The sequence below is a fragment of the Bradyrhizobium iriomotense genome, from assembly GCF_018130765.1.
Lineage (GTDB): Bacteria > Pseudomonadota > Alphaproteobacteria > Rhizobiales > Xanthobacteraceae > Bradyrhizobium > Bradyrhizobium iriomotense_A.
Genome location: NZ_JAFCJZ010000016.1, coordinates 1 through 21979 on the forward strand (window position 1 = coordinate 1; position 21979 = coordinate 21979).

18 protein-coding genes are annotated in these 21979 nt (G+C 59.7%); 12 read left to right on the top strand and 6 right to left on the bottom strand.

Translation table 11 applies throughout. From position 1 onward, the window contains the following. Together tcuA (JQ635_RS25190) and JQ635_RS25195 are read right to left on the bottom strand one after the other, a co-directional pair. A partial coding sequence (tcuA, locus tag JQ635_RS25190) for an FAD-dependent tricarballylate dehydrogenase TcuA (RefSeq protein WP_211412470.1) occupies nt 1-1097 on the bottom strand: 1097 nt, incomplete at its 3' end. 272 nt (nt 1098-1369) lie between these two features. Beyond that, entirely contained in the window at nt 1370-2566 is a 1197-nt protein-coding gene (locus JQ635_RS25195) for an acyl-CoA dehydrogenase family protein (RefSeq protein WP_211412471.1), read from the bottom strand. A 271-nt stretch (nt 2567-2837) separates the two neighbouring features. Here JQ635_RS25195 and JQ635_RS25200 point away from each other — a divergent pair, with 271 nt between their 5' ends. After that, nucleotides 2838-3989, top strand: coding sequence for an acyl-CoA dehydrogenase family protein (locus JQ635_RS25200; RefSeq protein ID WP_211412472.1), 1152 nt, complete (start codon nt 2838-2840; stop codon nt 3987-3989). Between the two features lie 146 nt (nt 3990-4135). On the opposite strand, the gene JQ635_RS25205 is transcribed toward JQ635_RS25200, so the two are convergent. Both JQ635_RS25205 and tcuA (JQ635_RS25210) read right to left on the bottom strand, forming a co-directional pair. Then, nucleotides 4136-5347 carry an ABC transporter substrate-binding protein gene (locus tag JQ635_RS25205; RefSeq protein ID WP_433996574.1) on the bottom strand — a complete coding sequence of 404 codons (1212 nt, stop codon included), beginning with the start codon at nt 5345-5347 and terminating at the stop codon, nt 4136-4138. Nucleotides 5348-5551: 204 nt separating this feature from the next. Further along, nucleotides 5552-7054, bottom strand: a complete 1503-nt coding sequence (tcuA, locus tag JQ635_RS25210; protein ID WP_211412473.1) for an FAD-dependent tricarballylate dehydrogenase TcuA — start codon at nt 7052-7054, stop codon at nt 5552-5554. A 215-nt stretch (nt 7055-7269) separates the two neighbouring features. Here tcuA (JQ635_RS25210) and JQ635_RS25215 point away from each other — a divergent pair, with 215 nt between their 5' ends. The 5 genes from JQ635_RS25215 (at nt 7270) to JQ635_RS25235 (ending at nt 13203) form a co-directional block, all read left to right on the top strand. Further along, nucleotides 7270-8277 carry an NAD-dependent epimerase/dehydratase family protein gene (locus JQ635_RS25215; RefSeq protein WP_211412474.1) on the top strand — a complete coding sequence of 336 codons (1008 nt, stop codon included), beginning with the start codon at nt 7270-7272 and terminating at the stop codon, nt 8275-8277. A 13-nt stretch (nt 8278-8290) separates the two neighbouring features. Continuing rightward, the gene (locus JQ635_RS25220; RefSeq protein ID WP_211412475.1) at nt 8291-9082 is read left to right on the top strand and encodes an N-acyl homoserine lactonase family protein; all 792 of its coding nucleotides are present in this window, start codon (nt 8291-8293) and stop codon (nt 9080-9082) included. After that, nucleotides 9063-10238, top strand: coding sequence for a 2-methylaconitate cis-trans isomerase PrpF family protein (locus JQ635_RS25225; protein ID WP_246583740.1), 1176 nt, complete (start codon nt 9063-9065; stop codon nt 10236-10238). Before JQ635_RS25220 ends, JQ635_RS25225 begins: the two co-directional genes overlap by 20 nt. A 15-nt stretch (nt 10239-10253) precedes the next feature. Then, a complete protein-coding gene (locus JQ635_RS25230) occupies nt 10254-12212 on the top strand; it encodes an FAD-dependent oxidoreductase (protein WP_211412476.1) in 1959 nt (652 codons plus the stop codon). A 217-nt stretch (nt 12213-12429) separates the two neighbouring features. Beyond that, nucleotides 12430-13203 carry a GntR family transcriptional regulator gene (locus JQ635_RS25235; protein WP_211412477.1) on the top strand — a complete coding sequence of 258 codons (774 nt, stop codon included), beginning with the start codon at nt 12430-12432 and terminating at the stop codon, nt 13201-13203. A gap of 36 nt (nt 13204-13239) precedes the next feature. On the opposite strand, the gene prpB is transcribed toward JQ635_RS25235, so the two are convergent. Beyond that, a complete protein-coding gene (gene prpB, locus JQ635_RS25240) occupies nt 13240-14166 on the bottom strand; it encodes a methylisocitrate lyase (RefSeq protein ID WP_211412478.1) in 927 nt (308 codons plus the stop codon). Between the two features lie 46 nt (nt 14167-14212). Next, nucleotides 14213-15748: an aldehyde dehydrogenase gene (locus JQ635_RS25245; RefSeq protein WP_246583741.1), complete on the bottom strand. Its 1536-nt coding sequence runs from the start codon at nt 15746-15748 to the stop codon at nt 14213-14215. A 131-nt stretch (nt 15749-15879) separates the two neighbouring features. On the opposite strand from JQ635_RS25245, the gene JQ635_RS25250 reads away from it, so the two are divergent. From JQ635_RS25250 to JQ635_RS25275, 6 genes are read left to right on the top strand one after another with little or no spacing between them, the layout of a single operon-like run. Then, complete coding sequence (locus JQ635_RS25250) at nt 15880-17046, top strand: ABC transporter substrate-binding protein (protein ID WP_349631882.1); 1167 nt, start codon at nt 15880-15882, stop codon at nt 17044-17046. Nucleotides 17047-17089: 43 nt separating this feature from the next. Beyond that, nucleotides 17090-17959, top strand: a complete 870-nt coding sequence (locus JQ635_RS25255) for a branched-chain amino acid ABC transporter permease (protein WP_246583742.1) — start codon at nt 17090-17092, stop codon at nt 17957-17959. A 2-nt stretch (nt 17960-17961) separates the two neighbouring features. Beyond that, entirely contained in the window at nt 17962-18960 is a 999-nt protein-coding gene (locus JQ635_RS25260; protein ID WP_211412479.1) for a branched-chain amino acid ABC transporter permease, read from the top strand. Continuing rightward, nucleotides 18957-19730, top strand: a complete 774-nt coding sequence (locus tag JQ635_RS25265; protein ID WP_211412480.1) for an ABC transporter ATP-binding protein — start codon at nt 18957-18959, stop codon at nt 19728-19730. Before JQ635_RS25260 ends, JQ635_RS25265 begins: the two co-directional genes overlap by 4 nt. Beyond that, complete coding sequence (locus JQ635_RS25270) at nt 19727-20443, top strand: ABC transporter ATP-binding protein (protein ID WP_211412481.1); 717 nt, start codon at nt 19727-19729, stop codon at nt 20441-20443. Before JQ635_RS25265 ends, JQ635_RS25270 begins: the two co-directional genes overlap by 4 nt. Before the next feature lie 34 nt (nt 20444-20477). Beyond that, nucleotides 20478-21971, top strand: a complete 1494-nt coding sequence (locus tag JQ635_RS25275) for an MmgE/PrpD family protein (RefSeq protein WP_211412482.1) — start codon at nt 20478-20480, stop codon at nt 21969-21971. The last annotated feature ends 8 nt before the right edge of the window (nt 21972-21979 follow it).

Sequence of the window (21979 nt, forward strand, 5' to 3'; positions counted from 1 at the left end):
TCGAGCTGCTTGGCAAGACCGGCGATCGTGTCGGACTCGGCTTTGGTCACCTGCTTGATCCGGTACTCGTCGCGCAGCATTCCGACCGTCTGCTGGTCGAAGATCTGGATCGCGGTGCGACGGGGCTGGCTCATGATCTCGCGACCGAACTTGGCGTAGGTCAGGTTGCGGTAGTCCTCGCCCTCGTCGACGAAGCGCTTGCTGTTGGTGTTGACCATGATGCCGAGCGGGTAGGAGTGCTTCTGGAAGTTGTCCAGCACCCACCGGTCCCCGTAGGGCGGCGCCGAGATGTCCCACTCGCAAGCGTGGCAGCTCGACCAGTTGCCGTAGGGGCGGGCGCCAATCGCGAGTGCTGCGAAGATGCCTTCGCCCATGTTGTGGCGGGTGCCGCGGACGCGACACAGATCCCAGCCCGGGCCGAGATAGCGGACGCGCATCTCCGGATTGGATTCGAAGCCGCCGCAGGCGAGGATCACCGACTTGGTGGCGATTTCAGCGTAGCCCTGCTTCGTGCGGACCTTGACGCCCTTGACGACCCGGTCGTCACTCTGGACCAGGCCGATCAAGGCGGTGCCATAACGGATCTCGATGCCGAGCTTTTGCACGCGGGCGAGCTCCGCCTCGACCAGGCCCGCGCCGCCACCGACGGCCTCGATGTTGACGCCGCCATAGAAGTGGTGCTTGCCCTCGACCATGAAGGACTGCCGCCCGTACATCGGGACGAAGCGAATGCCGTGGCTGCGGAGCCAGCCCATGGTGGATCGGGAACGGTCGATCAGCAGGTTGGCGAGGTCTTCATCGGATTGATGATGAGTAACCTCCATCAACTGGTTGTAGAAGAACTCGCGGGTGTGAGGCGGAATGACGATCTTGCCGCGTTCCTCTGCCGTCAGGTCGGGAATGACGTCCTTGGCGATGTCCTCTGCGCCTTCGTGCACGAACCGGAAGCCGCCAGCCGTGAAGTAGGAATTGCCGCCCTTTTCCTCCTCGGGCGCACGCTCGAGCACCAGTACGCGAGCTCCGTTCTCATGCGCGGAGATTGCGGCACAGAGCGCGGCATTGCCCGCGCCGGCAACAATGACGTCGTATTCCTTCACGGCAGTTTCCTTCCTAAAGCACTTTGGATCGTTTGCCCTGCGAGAGCTTACCCGGAAGCCTTCTAAGTGTCTACAGTTGTCAATTTGGCGGATTTCGGGGCGGTCGGGCCTCGTCCCAAGCTGCTACCGGGCATGTCAAATCCAAGGCTGACGAGTTGGCTGCTCTCGATCGACGCTCACTATACTGTTTGCTCAGGGCTATTCCAGGGAGCGCTTCGAGGCTTGCCCATGACCGCGCACAATCGGGCCGCACCACGCATTAGATGCGAAGACTATAGCCGGAGGATTTGCTTTGCGATTACATCGCGCTGGATCTCGGAAGTTCCGCCGAATATCGTATAGCCGCGGCTATTGAGATAGGTAGGCATGACGGGAAGAAGCGCTTCCGGCAACAACGCATCGTGATCGAGCCGGTAAAGTGGACGCGCAGGCTCGATGACGAGCGCGTCGTGACCAATTACGTCCGCTCCAAGCCGGGTCACTGCCTGGCGGATTTCACTGGCCCGTAGTTTCAGCAACGACGAACCGGCGCCGGGATTTTGCCCTGATTGCAGTGCCGAGAGGAGTTGCAGCTCCTGCATCTCTAATGTGTCGATATCGATCTCGACCTCGGACAGGCGAAAGCCAATGTCGGGATCGTCTATCGCGGGACCCGTGTACTTTGCCAAAGCGAGATCGAGGACACCTTGGAGCGCGCTGCGTAGTTTGGTCGACACCATACGTGACCCGCGCTCGAACTCCAGCAGGTACTTTCCGTAAGTCCATCCGTCGCCCTCGTCACCAACGCGATTTGCGACGGGGACGCGCACATCATCCAAGAAGACCTGATTAACTTCATGGTCGCCGCCGATCGTGAAAATCGGGCGCACCGTGATGCCAGGGCTGCGCATGTCGATGAGGACAAATGTTATTCCGTCTTGCTTTCGTTCGGCATCGCTGGTGCGCACCAGTGCGAACATACGAGTGGCGTGGTGGGCGTGAGTGGTCCAGATCTTACTGCCAGTAATGACATAATCATTGCCGTCACGAACCGCTCGCGTCTGAAGCGACGCCAAGTCGGACCCTGCGCCGGGCTCGGAGTAGCCTTGGCACCAGTAGTCCTCGCCAGCCAATATTCGCGGCAAGTAGAAGCGCTTCTGTTCGGGGGAGCCAAAGCCGATAATGACGGGCCCGACCATGTTGACACCCATGCTGTTTACATTTGGGGTGCCGGCTCGAGCGCATTCGGTCTCGAATATCCATCTCTGCGTGAAGGACCAGTTTGGTCCTCCATATTGCGCGGGCCATCCGGGCGCTCCCCAACCGTTTCGATGCAGCGCGCGCTGCCAAGCCATACCGATCTCGGGATCGGAGGAGGCCGAAGGTGTCAATGCCCAGGCGCGCTTCATCGCCGGTGTCAGGTTGGCCGAGATGAAGTCTCTTACCTCCTCCGCGAACGCCCGCTCGTCTGCATCTAAACTGAGATCCAAAACCGTCCCCTCTGGTTACATGTAAGTTGTCGCCCACCATTGGTCGGCTGGCCGCCAGGACACGCGAATTGACAACTGTTGACAATTGGCAGTTTTGTCGTTTCTGTCAACCGGGCGCCGGGGCTCGCCAAGCCGCGACGGGCGACAAGTGACGGAACGTAGAAGCACAATTGACCAAGCCGCTGCTCGAAGCACTGCGCGCGAGGGGAAGACCCGGAATGACCATTAGACGTCAATCTCGTGCGAGGTTCGCGGCGGTAGGACGGGAAGCATGAATCTCAACCTGAATGAAGAGCAGCGACTTCTTCGCGAAGGAGCTGAACGCTTCGTTACCGAAAAGTGCAACGGAGAACTTTATCGGCGCACAGCGAATGACCGGATGGGGCTTGATCCGAATATCTGGCGCCAGTTCGCGCAATTGGGCTGGCTCGCGCTGCCGATCGATGAGGCTTACGGCGGTCTCGGTGGCGGTGCGGTCGAAATCAGCATTCTGATGGAGGCGTTCGGACGAGGGCTCGTCTCTGAGCCGTATGTTTCGACGGTCGTGTTGAGCGCCGGCCTAATTGGCAAACGGGGCACCGAAGCCCAAAGGCGCTTGCTGTTGCCGCAAGTCGCCGAAGGATCCCTGTTGCTTGCCCTTGCTCATTCGGAGCGCGAGGCCCGCTTCGATCTGGCCAACGTCGCGACGATCGCGAGGAGAACTGCCCGCGGCTGGCAAGTTAGCGGCACCAAAGTCGCTGTGCTCGACGGCCACGCCGCGAACGCGATCATTGTTTCCGCGCAAATGCATTCGCCTTCGGGCTCGTCGGGGGGCTTGGGGCTGTTCCTGGTACCATCAGATGCTGCTGGTCTTGCAATCAGCGACTTTCCACGTCTCGGTGGTGGGCGCGCCAGTCATCTTGAACTCGTCAACGTGCTTTTGCCCCTAGACGCCCTGCTTGGGGATGAGCGCGATGCGCTGGCCGATATCCAATGGGCAGTCGATCACGCCATTGCAGCGTTATGTGCCGAGGCTGCCGGGGTCATGCAGAAACTGCTTGAGATGACGGTGGAATATACGGGCATCCGAAAGCAGTTCGGACGTCCGCTCGCGGCCAATCAGGCTATCCGGCATCGCCTTGCTGATATGGCGGTGCAGTGCGATGAGGCCCGGTCCATAGCGCTCCGCGCCGCGTTGAAGGTCGAGTCGGACCCTATCGAGCGCACGCGAGCGGCGTCAGGAGCCAAGGCAAAGATTGGCAAATGTGCACGGTTCGTAGGAGAACAATCGATCCAGCTCCACGGCGCCATGGGTGTAACGGAAGAGCTGGAGGTTGGCGCATACTTCAAACGATTGGTCGCCTTCGATACCATGTTCGGTGGAAGCGCTCATCACTACCGTCGCCATGCCGAACTGAACCGCTCGCCTCTGTCCGCCAATTAAAGTGCACCAGGACCGTCTTGAACAGAAGGCAGCGCCGCCTCCGGGTGTGCGGGGCGGGCGCCGAGTTCTCTGTCGCCGATCTGTGACGGTCGAGACCTCGCCTGAGGGGAGAGGCTTCGAATCCAGTCTTGGTCAGCGTTCGCTTTCTACTTAACGAGCGGGCAACCGCCGTCTTCCAGTGGTCTGAAAGCCTTCACTGCGGGGATCGTTTCGATCAGTTTGTACAGGTCCCACGCGCCTTTCGATTCATCGGGCGTTTTGACCTGGAACAGATACATATCACGTAAGACGCGGCCATCAGCTCGCAATGAGCCGTTATGTGTCATGAAGTCGTTTATCGGAGTTGCGCGCATCTGTGCCATAACCTTGTCGGAATCCTTACTGCCGACGGCCTTGATGGCCCTGAGGTAATGCAACGTTCCGCTGTATGCCCCGGCCTGGGTCATGCTTGGCATGCGCTTCATTCGCTCATAGAAGCGTTTCGACCAGGCGCGCGTGTCGTCATTCATATCCCAATAGAACGCCTCGGTTAGCATCAGGCCTTGGGCATCCTTAAGTCCGAGACTGTAGATGTCCGAGATAAACGCAACCAAGGCTACCATCTGAATCCCGGCTTTTGGCAGGCCGAATTCAATCGCCTGCTTCACCGAATTTGTGGTATCCGAACCGCCATTGGCAAGGGCGACAATCTTGGCGCCTGATGATTGAGCCTGAAGAAGAAGCGAAGAAAAATCAGCGGTGTTGAGTGGATGCTTGACCGAGCCAAGCACCTTGCCTCCATTGGTCGTTACCACGGAAGCCGTGTCGCGCTCTAGCGTCTGGCCGAAAACATAGTCCGCAGTAATGAAAAACCAGTCCTTGCCACCACGCTTGGCAATGGTCGCGCCGGTGCCAGCCGACATTGCGTAAGTATCCCAAGTCCACTGCGCCGCATATGGTGAACAGGATTTGCCTGTGATCTCCGAACTGCCGGCGCCCGTGACCAGTGCGATCTTCTTCTTGTTTCTTGAAATCTCCATGACCGCAAGCGCCATTCCGGACGAGGGCAGGTCGGTGATAACGTCGACCCCCGAGTCGTACCAGCCGCGGGCAATATTGGCGGAAATGTCTGGCTTGTATTGACTGTCAGCGGAAATCACTTCGATCGGCTTGCCGAGCACGCTACCGCCAAAGTCTTCAACCGCCATCTTGACGGCTTGGACGGTGCTGTCCCCACCGATATCGGCATAGAGACCACTCATGTCGCCCAACACACCGATTTTTACCGCGTCATTTTCCGCGCCGAGAGCGGCATTGGAGCCAGCAGACACGACAGCAACACAGAGTGCCCACATGGCTCCTTTAACAAAACCTGGCATTTCTTCTCCTGATCGTTTTTTGTTTCACTGTGATTGTAGTTCGTATTGTCGGTAGACGCGGCAATGCGTGCTCGAGCCTCTCGGCTTTAGCCGTCGGTCCCAGGCAAAGCGGCCATCACCAAGCGCGACTGGTCTCCAGCGCACCGTGGAAGCGGTGCGCTGGAGACGCCAGATTTGATGCGTCTGTCGGATTTCGAGCTTAGTTTAAGCTGCGGACTTACGCGGCTTTGCGCCGACGTAAGCGGCAGAGCTTTCGCCGGCGAGCTTGCCGAACACCGAGCCGGACATGAGGCCGGTGCCGCCCGGATAGTTCTCGAAGAACAGGCCGCCGACGAGCTCGCCTGCAGCATAGAGGCCGGGGATGGACTGATCAGTCATATCCTGCACTTCGCCGCGGGTATTCACCTGGAGGCCGCCGAACGTGAAGGTGATGCCGGTGGTGGTCACGAAGGCGACGAAGGGCGGCTTGTTGATCGGCAGAGCCCAGTTCGACTTGGGCGGCGAGATGCCGCGGGCGGCCTTGCCATCGAGAACAGCCGGATTGTACGGTTCGGGGCCGCAGGCCGCATTGTATTCGTTGACCGTCTTTTCGAGCTCGACCGGATCGAGCTCGAGCTGCTTGGCAAGACCGGCGATCGTGTCGGACTCGGCTTTGGTCACCTGCTTGATCCGGTACTCGTCGCGCAGCATTCCGACCGTCTGCTGGTCGAAGATCTGGATCGCGGTGCGACGGGGCTGGCTCATGATCTCGCGACCGAACTTGGCGTAGGTCAGGTTGCGGTAGTCCTCGCCCTCGTCGACGAAGCGCTTGCTGTTGGTGTTGACCATGATGCCGAGCGGGTAGGAGTGCTTCTGGAAGTTGTCCAGCACCCACCGGTCCCCGTAGGGCGGCGCCGAGATGTCCCACTCGCAAGCGTGGCAGCTCGACCAGTTGCCGTAGGGGCGGGCGCCAATCGCGAGTGCTGCGAAGATGCCTTCGCCCATGTTGTGGCGGGTGCCGCGGACGCGACACAGATCCCAGCCCGGGCCGAGATAGCGGACGCGCATCTCCGGATTGGATTCGAAGCCGCCGCAGGCGAGGATCACCGACTTGGTGGCGATTTCAGCGTAGCCCTGCTTCGTGCGGACCTTGACGCCCTTGACGACCCGGTCGTCACTCTGGACCAGGCCGATCAAGGCGGTGCCATAACGGATCTCGATGCCGAGCTTTTGCACGCGGGCGAGCTCCGCCTCGACCAGGCCCGCGCCGCCACCGACGGCCTCGATGTTGACGCCGCCATAGAAGTGGTGCTTGCCCTCGACCATGAAGGACTGCCGCCCGTACATCGGGACGAAGCGAATGCCGTGGCTGCGGAGCCAGCCCATGGTGGATCGGGAACGGTCGATCAGCAGGTTGGCGAGGTCTTCATCGGATTGATGATGAGTAACCTCCATCAACTGGTTGTAGAAGAACTCGCGGGTGTGAGGCGGAATGACGATCTTGCCGCGTTCCTCTGCCGTCAGGTCGGGAATGACGTCCTTGGCGATGTCCTCTGCGCCTTCGTGCACGAACCGGAAGCCGCCAGCCGTGAAGTAGGAATTGCCGCCCTTTTCCTCCTCGGGCGCACGCTCGAGCACCAGTACGCGAGCTCCGTTCTCATGCGCGGAGATTGCGGCACAGAGCGCGGCATTGCCCGCGCCGGCAACAATGACGTCGTATTCCTTCACGGCAGTTTCCTTTCCAGTTGATGGTTTTCGATCCCGGCGCCGTAATACAAGGGATCATCCAAAGTGTCTACAGTTGCCAGTTTAGTATATGCAAACTGTTGACAGTTTGATTGCGTCGTGCTGGCATGTTTCCGCGAACGCGGGGTTGGCAGTTCGGGCTCTACCTTCCGGCACCGTCCCGCGCCTCAAACCAGAAACCTAGAATAAGAGCGCAGATGGAAATCTCTCAGGGAAAATTCGTCGTCACCGGTGGCGCCAGCTTGATCGGCTCTCATGTTGCCGAGCAATTGCTGCAGCGCGGAGCCAGGGAGGTGGTTCTCCTGGATAATTATGCGCTCGGTAGCCCCGACACGGTGAAGGACATTCTGGGCGACCCCCGCGTCAAGCTCGTGCGCGGGGACATCCTGCGAATAAATGAACTTTACGACACGTTCGAGGGAGCCGATGGTGTGTTCGCGATCGCTGGTTTCCTCACGCTGCCGCTTAGTCAGAACCCGAGCTTGGGACTGGCAGTTAACGTGGAGGGCCAAGTCAACATCTTCGAAGCTTGCCGTTACCGTGGCGTGAAGAAGGTGGTGTTCTCGTCGTCGGTCGCCGTGTACGGCGATCCTTCGCCCGGCCTTATCGAGGAAACGGCGCCTGCAAACCTTGCGACCTTTCAGCCGGCCGCCGCGCTCTACTCGTGCACCAAGATGATCGGAGAAAATCTGTGCAAGCTTTACAGCGCCAGGCACGAGATCCAAGCGATTGCACTACGGTATTCGACCGTCTATGGCGAGCGTCAGCACTATCGAGGTGTTAACGCCCTCTATATCATGGAGAACTACGACCGCATCAAGCGGGGGGAGGCGCCGGTCATCCCGGACGACGGTAGTGAGGTTCACGACTACATCCATGTTTCGGACGTGGCTCGAGCCAATGTCATGGCGATGGCATCCGAGGTCACGGGCGAGAGCTTCAACGTGGCGACGGGTAGCTCGGTCTCTCTGAACAGGATCGTAGAGCTTCTAGTCAAAGTAACCGGCACGAAACTAAAGCCCGTTCATAAGGCCAACACGTCGGCCGTACGCGCGAGCATTACCTCTCAGCTCGATTTCAGCGTAGCAAAGATCGAAAAGCTCCTGGGCTGGAAGCCGGAGGTGTCGATTGAAGAAGGAATACGCCGTCTTATCGCATGGAGAGAACGCGAGGACGCGGTGCAAAGCCATAAGCCGGCAGCCTGATCTGGAGCCAAAGATGTCAGAATACGAGATCTTCGCAATCCACTATGCCCAGATTGCCGAGCGGAAGGCACGCGACAACTTCATCGGGGGCGATCCGCATGACGGCCCGATGCCCATGGATTTCTTTGTCTGGGCCCTGAAGGGTGGGGGGCGAACGATCGTGGTCGATACAGGCTTTGACGACAAGATGGCGCTGAAACGACAGCGGCAGGTCTCCCGACCGGTGGCCGATGGTTTAAAGGCTGCCGGAATCGACGCCAACAGCGTCAAAGATGTTGTACTTACCCATATGCACTACGATCATGCGGGCAACCATGATCTGTTGCCGAATGCCACCTATCACGTGCAGGATCGAGAGATGCAGTACTGCACAGGAAGATGCATGTGCCATTCGCCCCTTCGGCACCCTTTCGAGGCGGAGGATGTCACCGCCATGGTCAACAAGCTCTATCAAGGGCGCGTAACGTTTCATGATGGAGCAAGTGAGATCGCCGATGGTGTTTCCGTTCATCTCGTTGGCGGTCATTCCAAGGGTTTGCAGTGCGTTAGGGTGCGAACTCGGCGAGGCTGGGTCGTTCTGGCATCGGATGCTTCGCACTACTACGCGAACTTTGAACAGAGGCGGCCCTTCCCGATCGTAGTTGACGTGAGCGAAATGCTCGAAGGATACGACACCATGAAGAAACTCGCCTCGTCGTCGGCCCATATTATCCCTGGTCACGATCCTCTTGTCTTGAAGCGATATCCGGCTCAGCCTGGCGGCCCGATGGATATCGTTCGGCTCGATGCCGATCAACGGACGTAAGGATCGCGAAGTGATGCAGTATCGTCGTCTTCCTGCGGTTTTCATGCGAGGCGGTACATCCAAGGCGGTGATGTTTCAGCGCTCGGACCTACCGAAGAATCGGGAGGATTGGGATGCCATCTTTCTACAGGTGATGGGCTCTCCCGACCCAAATGGAAGACAGCTCGACGGCATGGGGGGAGGGATCTCCTCCCTGTCGAAAATATGCGTCATAGGACCGCCAACGAGGGCCGACGCCGACGTCGATTACACATTCGTGCAGATAGGGGTGCAGGACAACTTCGTCGACTACGGCGGAAATTGCGGCAACATGTCCTCGGCGGTCGGTCCTTTCGCCGTCGAAGAGGGCATCTTACGGAAGCCGCCGGATGGCGAAGCAGTTGTTCGGATCCACAACACCAATACCTCGAAGATCATTGTCGCCCGTTTCCCGGTTGAGGAGGGGAGGCTTGTCCCGGATGGCGATGCCGAAATCGATGGCGTTGCGGGCAAGTCAGCTCCAATTCGGCTCGAATTTCTCGCGCCCGGTGGCGCAAAGACAGGAAGGTTACTGCCAACTGGGAATGCGTACGATGAATTCGAGATCGCAGGGCTGGGACGTCTGAAAGCGACCTGCGTCGATGCGGCTAACCCATGCGTTTTCGTCGACGCTGCCGCAGTCGAAAAGGCGGGCGATGTGCTCCCGCAAGAGCTCGAGCGTGACCAGATCTTCTTAGATCGCATGGAGGACATTCGTTGTTGCGCGTCCGTCGCGATGGGGATCACAAAGGACAGAGAAAGCGCCCGGCGGATGACCGGCCTTCCCAAGGTCGCGATGGTTTCAGCAGCTCGATCGGGGCGCACTCTCTCGGGTCGCGCGCTTAATTCCTCGGAAGCAGATCTTTGGGTTCGCATGATCTCCGTAGGACAGCCACACCGCGCGGTACCGATAACAGGCGCGATTTGCCTGGCCGTCGCAACTCGGATCCCTGACAGTGTGCCCGCCGCCGTATGTCACGCGACCGGCCCTGTTCGCATTGCACACCCGTCGGGGGTGACACTCGTCGACGCGCGCGTATCGGAAGACGAAGGAGAGCTGAAAGCGGACTACGGAGCCGTCTATAGAACGGCTCGTCGGCTATTCGAAGGTCAGGTTATCTATCGGGCAACAACATAGCCTCGAGCGACCAGAATGATTGCCTTGTCTTCTTCGTCGAGCCTCTTCGCACCCGGCAAGATAGGGCGGTTGGAGGTCCCGAACCGGATCGTGTTTGCGGCGACCAGTTCGGAACTTGCTGATACCGAAGGCTTCGTCGGGGATGATGTCGCCGAATACTACGCGGAGCGCGCGCGTGGTGGAGCCGGACTCATCATTGTAGAGGCGACGTATGTGGAACAGGAGGGCAAGCGGCTTCGCCACAACGCGATGCTCCATGATGACCGGTTCATCCCGGGTATGCGAAAAATCGTCGAGGCTATTCACGCCGCCGGCGCAAAAGCGGCGCTGCAACTGAATCATGGGGGGCGGGAATCGATACCGGAGGTCTGCGGTTCACAACCCCTGGCACCGTCGCCTCGGGCTTCAGAATTCACGGGCGTCGGAGAAGCTGTTGTACCCAAGGAATTGAAGATCCAAGAGATCGATCGCATAGTGGAGCGTTTTGGCGACGCTGCGTTGAGAGCGAAGAATGCCGGTTACGACGCGATAGAGCTTCACGGCGCGCACGGATACCTCATCAGCCAATTTCTATCTCCAGAATCTAATCGACGCGAAGACGAGTACGGCGGCACTCCAGAGAATCGGGCACGCTTCTGCGTGCGTATCATCCGCGCGCTCAAGGCCCGATTGGGCCGAAAATTTCCGATCATCGTAAGGATGAATGGATCTGATCACTTCAAGCGAGGACTGGAGATCGATGATGCCATCATCGTCGCCCAATTGTTCGAGGCGGCTGGCGCAGATTCCGTGAGCGTCTCAGGGGGAGTGCACTCATCTCGTCCTTATATGGTGGTACCCGGCATGTCAGTGGAGCGGGGATGCTACGTGGACTATGCCAGCGCAGTCCGGCGAAGCGTGAGCATCGCGACGATGGTCGTCGGCCGGATCAACACGCCCGCGCTCGCAGAGGAAATTCTCGACCGTGGACACGCTGATTTCGTGTGTCTTAGCCGGGCTCTGATTGCTGATCCGTACTTCCCCACGAAGGCGAAGAGCGGTCATGCCGACAGGATTGCTCCGTGCATCGCCTGCAACGAATGCATCGCGACCATCCACCGGCATAAGGGGTTGGCCTGCACTGTGAATCCGATCGTAAGTCGCGAGCTTGAATTGAAGCCGTTGCTCTCCAAAAATCCTGCGCCACGGCGGATTGCGGTCTTGGGCTCAGGGGCTGCTGGACTCTCCGCAGCGGTCACGGCTGCTCGTCGCGGTCATCGCGTCCATCTCTACGAACGGGACGAGTACATCGGTGGTCAATTGAGGCTCGCTTTTCAGCCGCCCCACCGCGAAGAGATTGGAAACCTTCTGCGATACTTCTCGGCCGAGATCGATCGCCTGGACATCACGGTGAGCGTTGGCCTTCAGCCGTCGCTCGACCAACTGCGGGCCCTCGACCCGGATGCGCTTGTCGTAGCTACCGGCGCCGAGGCAACGCAGCCGATCATACCAGGAATTGGGCTCCCACACGTGACTGCGGGTTGGAAAGTGCTCGCGGGCGCGAAGGAGATAGATGGTACATGTGTGGTTGTAGGGGGTGGGCTGGTCGGTGTCGAAGTGGCCGATCTTCTGGCGACCAGGGGTACCCTCGTCACTCTCCTCGTCCGGTCCGAATTCCTCAAGAAGGCGGTTCATGCCGATAAGGTCTACTATTTAGACCGCATTCGGGAGCTCGGGGTGGAAGTGATTTCGAACGTGCAAGTAAACGCGATCGGCGATGGCTGGGTGGAAATCCAGCCGGAAGGTCGGTTACGGCGTGTCCTGCACGGGGTCGACAATGTCGTGCTCTGTACGGGGTACAGGCCGAGGAGGGCAGAATCCGAGCATTTCGAGAAATTGGGAGTGCCTGTCCACTACGTCGGCGACGTCCGGGGGCCCCGCAAGTTCTTCGAGGCGATCGAGGAGGGCACCTTGGTGGCTCTTGAACTCTCCTAACCGCTTGTTTTGTGGGCTGTTTCCCGTTGAAAAATGAGGGAGTCGAACCGAGATATAGTGGGAATCGGCAACCGCCGTGCTACATAAGGACCGACGATGCGACCGTGCGTTGGGGGAACAAGCCGGAGCTGCGTTAACTGGGCTTTCTACGCCTGACGCTGATCGCTGGCCAAAGCTCCGAGAATTTTCAAGTTGCCGTAGTCTTCGAAAGGGCACTATGACCGAATTACTGAATCGCAAAGTCTCTGCACGATCGCTGGTGGACACGCTCGTCGAGCGGATCGAGGCCGCGATCATCAGTGGTGAGCTTCAGCCTGGTAGCAAGGTGCGGGAGCAGACCTTGGCGGCGTCTCTCGGCGTAAGCCGCGGTCCACTTCGCGAAGCGATCAGAAGGTTAGAGGGGCGCAAGCTGTTGGAGCGGACGCCTAACATCGGTGTGAGAGTCGCGGCAATCTCTCCCAATGATCTCTACGAAGTCCTCCAGCTTCGCGAGGTCCTCGAGGGGCTCGCCTGTTCGCTGGCTGCGACGAACATGACCGATGAAGAGCTGGAAGCTCTCTCTGAGCTTCTCGATCAGCACCAACAGCAGCGGAGTGTGCAAGAGGGCACCGGTTATTATCAGGAATCGAAGGACTTCGACTTTCACTTTCGGATCGTTAAGGGCAGCCGTAACGCCCGGTTGATCCATACGCTTTGTGAAGATCTATATTATTTGCTCAGGGTCTATCGCTACAAGTCGAGCACGAAACCCGGCCGAGCGAAGCAAGCCCTGAAGGAACACAAAGACATTGTGGCTGCATTGGTTCGACGCGATCCTGAAGAAGCTGAAAGAAGGATGCGTCTCCACATCAGGAATGCACGCCGTTACGTTGAAGAGCAGGTCCTAGAGGCGCCCACCCCTAAGGACGTCGAGCGCACCGCCGAGGCCAAATCAAAAGTCGGTTCAGGGCGTCAGTTGCGCGAGAAGGCTGCGCTGACTGAGCGGCGCTGACAGACAGCTGCCGTTCAGTCCCTTTTTGACATGAGGTCAGCCGGCCTTCTCTTGCGGCATTCCATCGGGTGCGATCGACTTGATGATTGAGGAATCTAGCGCCTCATATTCGTGGTATCCAATCGTTGCGTAGAGTTCGGCCCGGGTTTGCATCCGATCGATCAACCGATGCGTTCCGCCGTCTTTGCGGATACCTTCGTAAAGGTCGGCGTGGGCCTTCGCAGCTACGCGCAGCGAACTGACAGGCCAAATGACCATCTTGTAGCCGAGTTTTTCGAAATCTTCGGCGGTCATAAAGGGCGTTCGACCAAATTCGGTCATATTGGCGAGTAGCGGGACCTGCACTGCGCTGGCGAACTTTGCGAACGCATCGCGGTCAGTTAATGCCTCGGGGAAAATCGCATCGGCGCCGGCCTCGACGTAGAGCTTCGCCCGCCGTATCGCGGCGTCGATTCCTTCGTTGGCCACTGCGTCCGTGCGTGCAACGATATAGAGATGCCGACGCGCTTTCGCTGCTGCCGCAACCTTGGCCGCCATTTCATGTGGCGCAATCAGTCTTTTGTCGTTCAGGTGGCCGCACTTCTTCGGCAGAATCTGGTCTTCGATTTGAACGGCAGCTGCTCCGGCATCTTCGAATGCCCGAACCATGTTCATTACATTGAGAACTTCGCCATAGCCTGTGTCGCCGTCGACCAAGACCGGAAGATGAGCGGCGCGAGAGACCTGGCGGATGTAGAAACATACGTCATCGATCGTCAGGATCCCAAGATCCGGCAATCCCATCGACGCCGATACGGCCGCACCGGACAGATAGATGGTATCGAACTTCGCTTGTTTGGCTTGGAGAGCCGCTAAGCCCGAATAAGCTCCAGGGATTTGCAAGATTCCCGGGCGCTTAAGCAAGTTGCGAAAGCGCTCGCCCGCTGGAGCGGTCGGCAGATCGTCGGCGACCAGATAGGTCATGTTGAAGTACCTTCGCTGTAGTGCTTGGACAGTGGCCGACGGCCTGTTAGACTTTGATCGCAAACGGATCGCGCTTCTCGTCGGAGAAGTCGATCATCACGTTCTTGCTGACGGTGAATTCGAGGAGCCCCTGCTCACCGCGTTCCCGACCGAATCCGGAGTTTTTCATTCCGCCGAAGGGTGCTTGGGCAGAAACCATACGGTAAGTGTTCACCCAGACGACGCCGGTCCGCATCGATCGGATCATCCGCATCGCGCGGGACAGATTCTGCGTCCAGACGCCGCAGGCGAGCCCATATTCCGTATCGTTGCCCATCGTCACGGCCTCGTCCTCTTCCTCGAACGGAATGATCGAGAGAACCGGTCCGAATATCTCCTCGCGGGCGACCCGCATCTGGTTGTTCACTTCCGCGAAGATCGTCGGCTTGATGAACAGTCCTTTGGCGAGGGCGCCCTCACGAGCAGGCTCCCCGCCCGTGACCAGGCGGGCTCCGTCGTTGCGGGCTGCCTTGATGAACTCCATGATCCGATTGAACTGCGGCTCGTTGGCCGCGGTTCCCATCTCGGTCGCGGGGTCCCGCGGGTCGCCCATCACGATCTTCCCGGCACGGTCGGCAAGACTTTCGACCACCTGCTGGTAAACAGGACGCTGCACGAGCAGGCGGGAGCCGGCGATGCAGGTCTGGCCCGTTGCGCCGAAGATGCCCGCCAGTGCTCCAATGACAGCCTTGTCGAGATCGGCGTCTGCAAAGATGATATTCGGAGATTTTCCGCCGAGCTCCAGCGTCACCGGACGCAAGTTCCTCCCGGCGGTCGCTGCGATTTCGCGTCCGACTGTCGGGCTTCCAGTAAAGCTGATCTTGTCCACGCCTTTGCTGGCCACCAGCCACCGACCGACATCTCCGGCGCCGGTCACGACGTTAATGACACCAGGCGGGAAGCCGGCTTTCTCGACCAGCTTGCAAATCTCAAGTGTCGTCACCGAGGCATGCTCGGAGGGCTTGACCACGACACAGTTACCGGCCGCGAGGGCGGCGGGCAGTTTGTTGGATAGCAATGAGATCGGCGAATTCCATGCCGTGATGACGGCGATGACGCCATAAGGCTCCCGCACCGCGTAATCGACGATCTGAGGCTGATCCAGTGGTATGACGCTGCCGTAGATCTTGTCGGCATAACCGGCGAAGAACCGGAACAAGCGGGCGGCAAACAACATCTGCGAGCGCGTCTCGCGGATGACCTTGCCGTTGTCGGTGGTCTCGAGCACGGACATGGGCTCCGCGTTTTCCTCGATCAGATTCGCGAGCCGGTTCAGCAGCGTAGCGCGTTCGACCCCGGTCGTATGGCGCCACTTGGTCTCATATGCGCGCCGCGCTGCAGCAATCGCCGCATCGACGTCAGCTTCAGTTGCAGCGGGGACGGTCGCCCACGTCTCCTGATTGAACGGGTTGACGGCGGGGAATGTCTTCCCGTCCGAGCTGTTTGTCCATTGCCCATCGATGAAAAGCTTGCAGGTCTTGACCATTCTCACAATCCGCATGTTCGGGAAACCCAGATAGCCGGTCCAATCAAAAAGTGTCAACAGTTGACTTTCATCAATTTACCACGCTAAAGAGGCGGTCAGACTGGCAGTTGCTGTTTCCCGACAAAGGAGCGGCCCCACACATCCAGCGAACGAGAACGGCGTGAAAACGCGCCGGCCAGGAGGAAACTGTGATCAAGCGCCACAAATTTGCGATGCTGTTGTGCCTCGGGGCCGGGTTGTCGCAACCGGTTTCCGCCGAGACGTTGAAACTGGGCGTGCTCGCGACGCTTTCGGGCGCCGGTACGGCCTGGGGCATCTCGATGCAGGGCGCGGCCGAGCTGGCTGCGGAAGACGTGAACAGCAAGGGCGGACTGGAAGTCGGCGGCAAGAAGTACAATATTGAGGTCGTCGCCTATGACGATCATTACAAGGCGGCAGACGCCCTTACGGCAACCAATCGTCTGATCTTCGACGACGGCATCAAGTATATCGTCGGGCCGCTCGGTTCGGCGCCGTCTCTCGCTGTTCTGCCGGTGACGACCGAGAACAAGGCCATCACGATGACGATGGCCTTCACGCCGAAGGCGTTGTCGCCGGATTTTCCCTTCAGCTTTCGTCCGGTGATCCCAACGGACATCTTTTCCGATCCGCAGATCAAGTGGGTCGCCAAGCGGCTCGGCGTGAAGCGCGTCGGTGCCCTGTTCCCAAACGACGAGTCGGGGCAGCAAATTGCTGTCGTGGTGGAGGCGGCCTATGAGGCTGCCGGCGCGAAGATGGTCTCCAAGGAATTCTTCGAGCGCGAGCGTGTCGACTTCGTGCCTCTCCTGACACGTGTGCTCGCTCAAAATATCGATGCCTTCGAGCTCGACGGCAATTCGCCGCAGACTGCGGGTCTCCTAGTCAAGCAGCTACGCGAACTCGGCTTCAAGGGCCCGATCATCAGAACCGGCGGCGACGCGACGGCGGACATCGTGAAGATCGCGGGCGCCGAGGCATCCGAGCGAATCTACGTGCATCAGTCGATCGATCCGTCGGCGCCGGCGATGGCCGCCTACACCAAGCGCTTCGAGGCCAAGTACAAGGTCCCGATGAACGCCTTCAGTCCGTTCTTCTACGCCAACATCCAGCTCATGTTCGAGGCGATGAAGAAGGCCGGCACGGTCGCGGATACCGATAAAGTACGTCAACAGATGCTGAGCCTCACTGGCTTCGAGACCGTGCTCGGCAAGGTCGGCTGGACCGGGCAGGAGCAGTGGAAGTCCAACCAGCAGCTCGACGCTCCCTATTACATCGCAGTGCTCAAGGGAGGCGTAGCCGCAATCGTGGCGACGTGCGAGCGGACGCGGTGCGAATAGCCGGAGCCGGATGTCGGCGGTCATCTGACCTGAGGACGCAGATTTGGATTACGCAACACTGATCGGGCAAGCGACACTGAATGGCCTTGTGATCGGCGCCATGTACATGCTCATGGCGGTCGGCTTCACCCTGACCTTCGGGATCATGCGTGTGGTCAACTTTGCCCATGGCGAGTTCTACATGTTGGGGGCCTTCACGGCGTTCTTCACCTATGCCTATTGGGAAATCCCCTTCGTGGTCTGCTTGCTCATTGCGGCGCTGACCGTCGGCATCCTCGGCGTGCTTGTGGAAGGCGCACTGATACAGCCGTTCCGGGACGATGAAACCTCCGGCATGATCGCGACGCTTGCGATCTCGGTGATCATCCAGAATGCCGCGGTCTTGATCTGGGGGCCGGCGCCTCGACCGATGCCGGATATCGTGCAGGGCACGCTGATGCTTGGCCCATTCAGCTTTCCCTGGTCGCGGCTCGTCGTCATCGCGGCGGCCGTGTTGATCTTTGTGACGTTCTGGCTGTTCATGCAGGGTACGAGGACCGGTCGGGCCATGCGGGCGGTCGCGCAGGACAAGGAGACGGCGCTGATCCAGGGAATCCGGATCAACGCGATCTATCCGCTAGCCTTCGGCATGAGCGTGGCGCTGGCTGCCCTGGCGGGGGCGTTGATGGGCCCGGTCTTCTCGGTATCGCCGTTCATCGGGCTGACGCCGATGCTGAAGGCGTTCGTCGTGGTCATTCTCGGCGGCCTGGGCTCGGTGCCCGGCGCAGTGGTCGGCGGAATCCTGCTCGGGCTCATTGAGAGCTTCACTGCAACCATGTTCGGCTCGCTCGTCTCGGACATCCTCCAGCTTCTGCTGGTGATCATGATCCTGTTGGTTCGCCCCTCGGGTCTGCTTGGACAGCGGGAGTATTAGTCTTGGATGCCTCGTCGCCAACTCTAGCGAAGATCGACCAGCCGCACGGGATACGGCGCCACGGCTTGCCGATGGGGCTCGCGATAGCGGTCCTGTTGGCGTCAGCGATCGTCATTCCGCAGTTCGCCGCGAACCAGTTCTATCTCCACCTGGCGAATATCGTCCTGATCAATGCGATTTTTGCCATGAGTCTCGGTCTGATCATGTCGGTCGGCCAGTTGTCGCTCGGACACGCCGCATTCGTGTCAGCCGGCGGCTACATCTCGGCACTGGCGGCGCTCAATTTTAAGGTCCCGCCCTTGCTGGGTATCGTCCTCGCGGGCCTGACGACCGGATTGGTCGCGGCGGCGCTCGGCAAAGTGATATTGCGGCTGCGCGGCGTCTACTTCGTGCTTGTGACCTTCCTTGCCGGCCAGGTGTTCACGCTGATCGCGCTGAACTGGCAGAGCGTGACACACGGGGCAAACGGTTTGATCGGCATTCCGGCAATCTCGCTGTTCGGCTTTCCGCTGGCGACACGTCTGCGCTTCTACTACTTCGCGCTCGCGGCCTTCGTGCTGGTCTTTACGTTCATCTGGGCCTTGATGCGCTCGCAATATGGCAGAGCTTTCGGCTCGATTGCCGAGAACATGCGGCTCGCCGAGGCGAGCGGCATCGACGTCAGTCGTTACCAGATCATCGCCTTCTCCCTCGGCAGCGGCATTGCGGGCGGCGCCGGCGCCATCATGATCCACTACATCCGCTTCATCTCGCCCGATAGCTTCACGTTCAGTGATTCCATAGCCTACATCACCATGCTGGTGGTCGGTGGACGTGGCTCGCTCGTCGGCGGCGCGCTGGGCTCGCTGTTTCTGACGCCGCTTCCCGAAGCGCTGCGCGGTCTCGCCGGCGTCCAGCATATTCTGTATGGCGTCATCCTGCTCGGCGTACTGCTGTTCCTGCCAGGCGGGCTTGTGTCCGTCGGCCGCTTCTTCAAACGCGGCTTGGGGAGGCAAAAATGAGCGCGCTTCTCGAAGTCGAACGGATCAGCAGGCGATACGGAGGTCTGAACGCGTTGAAGGATGTCTCCTTCTCCGTCCGAGAGGGTGAGATCGTCGGTCTGATCGGTCCGAACGGCGCCGGCAAGACCACCTGCTTCAACGTGGTCAGCGGAGCCGTGCCGCCGTCTTCGGGAGCCATCAAGTTCAAGGGGCGGAACATCGTAGGACGGAAGACCAGTCAGATTGTGCATGATGGGCTGGTCAGGACGTTTCAAGCGACGACGGTATTTCCGGCCTCCTCGGTGATCGAGAATGTGTTGCGGGGCGCCTTCGCCACTACGCCGGTGTCCATGTTCGGCTCGATCATCAACACGGGCGCCTCGCGTGCGACTCTTGCGGTGACACGCAAGCGTTGCGAGCAGTTGCTTGAGCGGCTGGCGTTGAGCCAGTTCCGCGACCGCAAGGCGTCCGAGCTCTCTTATGGCGGTCAGCGTCGGCTCGGTGTGGCGATCGCGCTCGCAGCAAATCCGAAGCTGTTGTTGCTCGACGAGCCTGTCGCCGGTCTTAACCCGGAAGAAGCAGCGGATTTCGGACGCCTGATCCGGGAACTGCATGAGAGTGAAAAACTCTCGGTGCTTTTGGTCGAGCATCACATGCGGCTCGTGATGGGCCTTTGCAATCGAATCGTGGTGCTGGATCATGGCGAGAAGATCGCCGAAGGCAAACCGACGGAGATCAGCGTTAACCCGAAGGTCGTGCAGGCCTATCTCGGCACTGAGGTGGTCGCATGAGCGGTGTTCTGAGCCTTCGCGATATCCACGTTGAATATGGCAGCCGTGTCGCGGTAAGCGGGGTCTCCCTCGACATCGCGCCGAACCAAATCGTCTCGCTGGTCGGCAGCAACGGTGCGGGCAAGACCTCGACATTGCGTGCGATCATGGGGCTCAACCCGCCGAGCCGCGGAGAAATCCGTTTCTGCGACACGCGGATTGACCGGCTGCAGTCGCCGGAGATCGTATCGCGAGGTGTTGCGTTGTCACCCGAGGGCCGCCGCGTCTTTCCGCGCATGACCGTGCAGGACAACCTCCTGGTTGGCGGCTATCTCCAGCCGCAAGGGCAGTCCTTGCGCAGTTCGGTCGAGCGGATGTTCGGATATTTCCCGAGGTTGCAGGAGCGGCGACGCCAGATGGCGGGCACGCTCTCTGGCGGTGAGCAACAGATGCTGGCGATCGCGCGGGCCCTGATGGCTCAGCCCAAGGTGCTCCTGCTCGATGAACCGTCGCTTGGACTGGCGCCGATCATGGTCCAGGAGATCGGTCGTTTGATCGAGAAGATCAACAAGGAGCAGGGCCTGACGATCGTTCTGGTCGAGCAGAACGCGAGCCTGGCGCTTCGTCTGTGTCATTACGCCTACGTCCTGGAGAATGGCCGCGTCGCCCTTTCGGGGCCCGGTGCGGAACTTATCAAGAGCGAGTACGTGCAACGCGCCTATCTCGGCGTCTGAAGAACTCAGCGTCCTCGCAAGGAATGTCAGATCAATGAGTGCGCATTCAATCAAACTTCCGCCCTGCACGACGAAGCCGGCCGAGGAACTCGCAGGCTTCGCCTCAAGACTGAAGCTTGACGATGTACCCACTGCGGTTCGTGACCGCGCAAAGCTCCTAATACTTGACGGCATCGGATTGGGGCTCGCCTCGCACGCGTATGAATTCGGCCCGGTGTCGCTTGCCGGAATTGCAAAGCTCGCCGGCGATGGTGGCGATTGCACCGTAATCGGCAGCACGTCAAAACTTCCACTGCGCGACAGCGTGCTTGCCAACGGCATTCTTATTCACGGCCTCGATTTCGACGATACGCATATCGAGGCGATCGTTCATCCAACGGCCGCCTGCTTGCCTTGCGCGCTGTCCTTGTCGGAGCATCTTGATCTATCCGGTGCGGACCTGCTGACATCGTATATCGCGGGAATGGAGGCCGCAGTGCGGCTCGGCATGGCGATCCGCGGTGGATTCCATCATGTCGGCTTCCACGCCACCGGCGTGATCTCGCATTTCAGCTCGGCACTCGTTGCGGCAAAACTGCTCGGGTTGACCGAGGCGCAAGCCATTGCTGCTCAGGGCATCGCAGCGAGCACAGCTTCGGGCGTCCAGGTCTTCCTGGAAGAGGGCGCCTGGACCAAGCGCTTCCATCCCGGCTGGGGCGCTGTCGCCGGCCTTACTGCGGCGACACTCGCCAGTTCAGGCTTTCATGGCCCGAGCCGGCCGTACGAAGGCCGCTTCGGCCTCTTCCATGCCTATCTGCAAGACCATGCGGCGGATACGTCGCTCGATTTGGTTGGCGAGGAGCTCGGGCAACGTTGGCATTTCGCGGACACCGCGATCAAACCCTACCCCGTCTGTCACTTCTGTCACGGAGCGATGGAGGCGGCGATTCTCCTGCGCGAGGAGATCGGCGGCAGAGCGATTGCTTCAGTCGATGCCTATGTTCCCGAAAAGACTCTGCCGATCATCGCCGAGCCGGCCTCTTCGAAGAAACATCCGAAGACTGACTACGAAGCCAAGTTCAGCGTGCAATTTTGTGTAGCCACCGGACTGCTGAAGGGACGATTTGGCCTTGCGGATCTCGCGCAAGACGCCTTGTCGGACGACGCCGTCCTGGCGCTGACCGCCAGAGTCGAATGTCATGCCGATCCCGATACCAGGTTTCCCGAGGCCTTTTCTGGCGGAGTCAGGGTGACGCTCGACGACGGAAGAGAGCTCTTCAAGCACGTGCCGATCAACGAAGGCAGCGGTCACCGCGCTCTGCAGCGCGACACCGTCATTCGAAAGTTCCTGGCGAACGCCACCATGACCATCGGCGAAGCCGCAGCTCAGCGCGTGTGCGACGCCATCCTCGACCTGGAAAATCTTCCGGCGCGAACGATCGCCCGGACGTTGATCGCAGGGCGCCAGGGCGGACCTGCCTCGGATCCGCGGCACATCGTCCAAGAGGTTATGTCAACTGTTGACAGTGCGCAGGGTGCGTGGTCTTAGGAGGATGG